At 74.7% G+C, this 4,417-nt stretch carries 4 protein-coding genes; all 4 read right to left on the minus strand.

All coding sequences use genetic code 11. The annotated features are described in order from the left end of the window. Window positions 1–1,159: XdhC/CoxI family protein (locus tag GT045_RS24450; protein WP_161335454.1), on the minus strand; the 1,159-nt coding region annotated here is incomplete at its 3' end. Continuing rightward, window positions 1,140–3,299: a xanthine dehydrogenase family protein molybdopterin-binding subunit gene (locus tag GT045_RS24455; RefSeq protein ID WP_161335455.1), complete on the minus strand. Its 2,160-nt coding sequence runs from the start codon at window positions 3,297–3,299 to the stop codon at window positions 1,140–1,142. The genes GT045_RS24450 and GT045_RS24455, both read right to left, overlap by 20 nt. Next, complete coding sequence (locus GT045_RS24460; RefSeq protein WP_161335456.1) at window positions 3,296–4,288, minus strand: xanthine dehydrogenase family protein subunit M; 993 nt, start codon at window positions 4,286–4,288, stop codon at window positions 3,296–3,298. The genes GT045_RS24455 and GT045_RS24460 overlap by 4 nt, the downstream gene beginning before the upstream one ends. Further along, window positions 4,285–4,417: 2Fe-2S iron-sulfur cluster-binding protein (locus tag GT045_RS24465; RefSeq protein WP_237538842.1), on the minus strand; the 133-nt coding region annotated here is incomplete at its 5' end. The genes GT045_RS24465 and GT045_RS24460, both read right to left, overlap by 4 nt.

Below are 4,417 nucleotides of genomic sequence, written 5' to 3' on the forward strand. Positions count from 1 at the left end.
GCGCCGGCCGGCCGCGGCCGGGTCGGCTCTCCCCGCCGCGCGCTCCGCCGTCGCGGTGGATCGGCGTCCTCGATCCGGTCAGGGGCGTACCCGTGCCGCCCCGCCGGGCGGCGACGATCTCCGCCGCGATCGACAGGGCGGTCTCCTCCGGCGTCCGGGCGCCGAGGTCGAGGCCGATCGGGGAGCGCAGCCGTGCCAGTTCCTCCTCGGTGACGCCTTCCGCGCGCAACCGCCGGTTGCGGTCCTCGTGGGTGCGGCGTGAGCCCATGGCGCCGACGAACGCCACGGGCAGGCGCAGGGCCGTCTTCAGCAGGGGGATGTCGAACTTCGCGTCGTGGGTGAGCACGCACAGGACGGTGCGGGCGTCGGTGGTGGTGTGCCGCAGGTAGCGGTGCGGCCAGTCGACGGCGACCTCGTCGGCGTCGGGGAAGCGGGCCCGGGTGGCGAAGACGGGGCGGGCGTCGCAGACGGTCACGTGGTAGCCGAGGAACTTGCCGGTCCGCACGAGTGCCGACGCGAAGTCGATCGCGCCGAAGACGATGAGGCGAGGGGGCGGCACGTTCGACTCGACCAGCAGGGTGAGCCCTCCGGGGCAGTGCGTGCCGTCCGCGGAGAGGTCCACGGTAGCGGTGCGGCCCGCCTCCAGCAGGGCGCGCGCTTCGGCGGCCGCCGTGCGGTCCAGGTCCGGGTGGCCGCCCAGCCCGCCCTCGACCGTGCCGTCGGGCCGTACCAGCAGTGCGCGGCCGAGCATGTCGGCCGGGCCGCGGGCGACCCGCGCGAGGGCCGCCGGTTCGCTGCGGGCGGCGGCCGTCAGGGCCGACGCCAGGACCGTGCGGGCGGGTGCCTGCCCGCCCACCGGTGTGATCAGCATGTCGATCGTCCCGCCGCAGGTCAGTCCCACGGCGAAGGCGTCGTCGTCGCTGTAGCCGAACCGTTCGACGACGCTGTCGCCCGTCCGGAGTGCCTGTCGGCACAGTTCGTAGACGGCGCCCTCCACGCAGCCGCCGGAGACGGAGCCGATGACGGTGCCGGCGCCGTCGACGGCGAGGGCGGCGCCGGGGCCGCGTGGCGCACTGCCGCCGACCGCCACCACGGTGGCGACGGCATACTCCCGGCCCTCCTCCGTCCAGCGGTCCAGTTCAGCTGCCAGGTCGAGCATCCGGTACCTCCTCGACGGCGGACAGGACGCGGTCCGGGCGGATGGGCAGGGTGCGGTGGCGCACTCCGGTGGCGTGCCGGACGGCGTTGGCGACGGCCGCCGCGGCGCCCACGATGCCGATCTCTCCGATGCCCTTGATCCCGACCGGGTCGTCCGGGTCGGCGTCATCGATCCAGTCGGCCTCGATCCGGGGCACGTCGGCGTGTGTGGCCACGTGGTAGCCGGCGAGGTCGGCACCGACATGGCCGCCGGAGGCGTGGTCCCGGACGGCCTCCTCGTGCAGGGCCATGGAGATGCCCCAGATCATGCCGCCCAGCAGCTGGTTGCGTGCGGTGAGCGGATTGACGATACGGCCCGCCGCGAAGATGCCGAGCATGCGCCGCACTCGCACCTCACCGGTGTCGACGTCCACCGCGACCTCGGCGAACTGCGCACCGTAGGAGTGCCGTTCGGCGGGGGCGAGGGCGCCGATCGCGGCGGTGGTGTCGGACCGTACGGTGATGCCCTCGGGCGGTACGCCGGCGCCGATGGCGAGCCGGTCGCGCAGTTCACCGGCCGCCTCGTTGATCGCCCAGGACCAGGACCGGGTGCCCATGGAACCGCCGGCGATCATCGCGGGACCGAAGTCGCTGTCTCCGATGCGTACCCGGACGCGCTCGGGGGCCACCCGGAGGGCGTCCGCGGCGACCAGGGTGAGTGCAGTACGGGCCCCGGTGCCGATGTCGGCCGCGGAGATGCGGACGGTGAAGGTGCCGTCCGGGTGCGCGGTCGCCGTCGCGGTGGACGGTGCGGCGCCGGCCGGGAAGGAGGCCGCCGCCATGCCGGTTCCCAGCAGCCGGCGGCCGTCCCGGCGCACACCGGGCCGCGGGTCCCGGTCCGCCCAGCCGAACCTGCGGGCACCCTCCCGGAGGCAGGCGGCCAGGTTGCGTCCGGCGAACGGCAGCCCGGAGACCGGTCCCCTGGCGGGTTCGTTGCGCAGGCGCAGCTCGACCGGGTCGACACCGCACTTCTCGGCGAGTTCGTCGAGCGCGCACTCCAGCGCGAACGAGCCCGGCGCCTCGCCCGGGGCGCGCATGAACGTCGGGGACGGCACGTCGAGCGCGACGACGCGGTTGGCGGTGTGGTGGGCGTCGGCGTCGTACATCACCCGGGCCACCCCGGCGCTCGGTTCGACGAACTCGTGGACGGTGGAGGTGAGGCTGAGGGCGCGGTGTTCCAGAGCGCGCAGGCGCCCGTCGGCGTCGGCGCCGAGCCGGACGCGCTGGGAGGTGGGGCTGCGGTAGCCGGCCAGGGAGAACATCTGCCGCCGGGTCAGGACGACGCGTACGGGGCGCTGGAGGACGGTGGCGGCCATGACGGCGGCCACCTGGTGGGCGCGGACGCCCTTGCTGCCGAAGCCGCCGCCGACGTGTTCGGAGCGTACGCGTACCGAGGCGGGGTCGAGCGAGAAGAGACTGGCGAGTTCACCGACGACCCAGGTGGCGCCCTGGTTGGAGTCGATCACTTCGAGCCGGCCGGCGTCCCAGCGGGCGGTGGCCGCATGGGGTTCCATGGGGTTGTGGTGCTCTTCGGGGGTGGTGTACTCCGCGTCCACCACGACGGCGGAGGCGGCGAGTTCGGCGTCGAGGTCGCCCTTCCGCGTCACCGCGGGCATATGGCCGTCCACCGGGTGGGCGTCCGGGTGCTCGCCGGTGAACTCGGTTTCGTGGGGCTGCTGTTCGTAGTGCACCACGAGGGTCTCGGCCGCCTCCCTGGCCTGCTCGGAGGTCTCGGCGACGACCAGCGCCACCGGCCAGCCCAGGTGCGGTACCCGGTCGTGCTGGAAGACGGCGCAGGTGGGGTCCGGGCGCATGCCCAGCAGGCCGGTGTAGTCGGTCTCCAGGCGTGGGGCGTTGCGGTGGTCCAGGACGGCCAGGACACCGGGCATGGCGAGGACGGGAGCGGTGTCGAGGGAGCGGATGCGGCCGCGGGCGACCCTGGACAGCACCAGCCAGCCGTGGGCGAGGCCGGCGAAGGGCACCTCGCCCGCGTAGCGGGCGGCGCCGGTGACCTTGTCCCGGCCCTCGACGCGGGTGCGGGCGGTGCCGACGGAGGGTGCCTGTACGCCGGTCGCGGACGTCTCGGTGGTGAAGGCGGTCATCGTGTGGCCTCCTCGACCAGTTCGGTCAGGACGGCCACCACGAGGTTGCGGACGAGGTCCACCTTGTACGCGTTCCGGGGCAGCGGACGTGCCGTCGCCAGTTCGGCGTCGGCCGCGGCGGCGTAGGTCTGCGGGGTGGCCGGCGCACCGGTCAGGACGCGCTCGGCGGCGACGGCCCGCCACGGCCGGGAGGCGACGGCGCCGAGGGCCAGGCGCGCGTCCCGGACCACGCCGTCGCGTACGTCGAGGGCGGCGGCGACGGAGCCGATGGCGAACGCGTAGGAGGCGCGCTCGCGCACCTTGCGGTAGCGGGAGTTGGCGGCGGCCGGGGCGGGCGGCAGCGTGACGCCGGTGACCAGGGCGCCCGGCGGCAGAGCGGTCTCGCGGTGCGGGGTGTCGCCGACGGGCAGGTAGAGGTCGCCGAGCGGCAACTCCCCCGCGCCGTCTGCCGCTTCGAAGTGGACGACGGCGTCGAACGCGGTGAGGGCCACGGCCATGTCCGAGGGGTGTACGGCCACGCAGTGGTCGGTGGCGCCCAGGATCGCGTGGTTGTGGTGCTCGCCCTCGACGGCGGGGCAGCCGCTGCCCGGCACCCGCTTGTTGCAGGGCTGGGTGACATCGGTGAAGTAGCCGCAGCGGGTGCGCTGCAGCAGGTTGCCGCCGACGGTGGCCATGTTGCGCAGCTGCCCCGACGCACCGCTCAGCACCGCCTGCGCGAGGGCCGGGTAGCGGCGCCGGACCTCGGGGTGGGCGGCCAGCTCGGCGTTGGTGACGGTGGCGCCGACGTGCAGACCTCCCTCGGGCGTCGGCTCGACCTGGCCGAGGGGTAGTTCACGGACGTCGACGAGGCGGGCGGGGCGCTCGACACCGGCTTTCATCAGGTCGACGAGGTTGGTGCCGCCGCCGAGGAAGCGGGCGTCCGGTTCGGCGCCGAGGAGCGCGACGGCGCCGGCGACGTCGGACGCGCGCTGATAGCCGAACTCCTTCATGCGAGGGCCTCCTTCGGCGCCCGCACGGGATGCGTGCGGCTCTCTTCCGCGGCGCGGGCCACGGCCTCGACGATCGAGACGTACGCACCGCAGCGGCAGAGGTTGCCGCTCATCCGCTCGCGGATCTCG

It is taken from the genome of Streptomyces sp. SID486 (assembly GCF_009865385.1).
Taxonomy (GTDB): domain Bacteria; phylum Actinomycetota; class Actinomycetes; order Streptomycetales; family Streptomycetaceae; genus Streptomyces.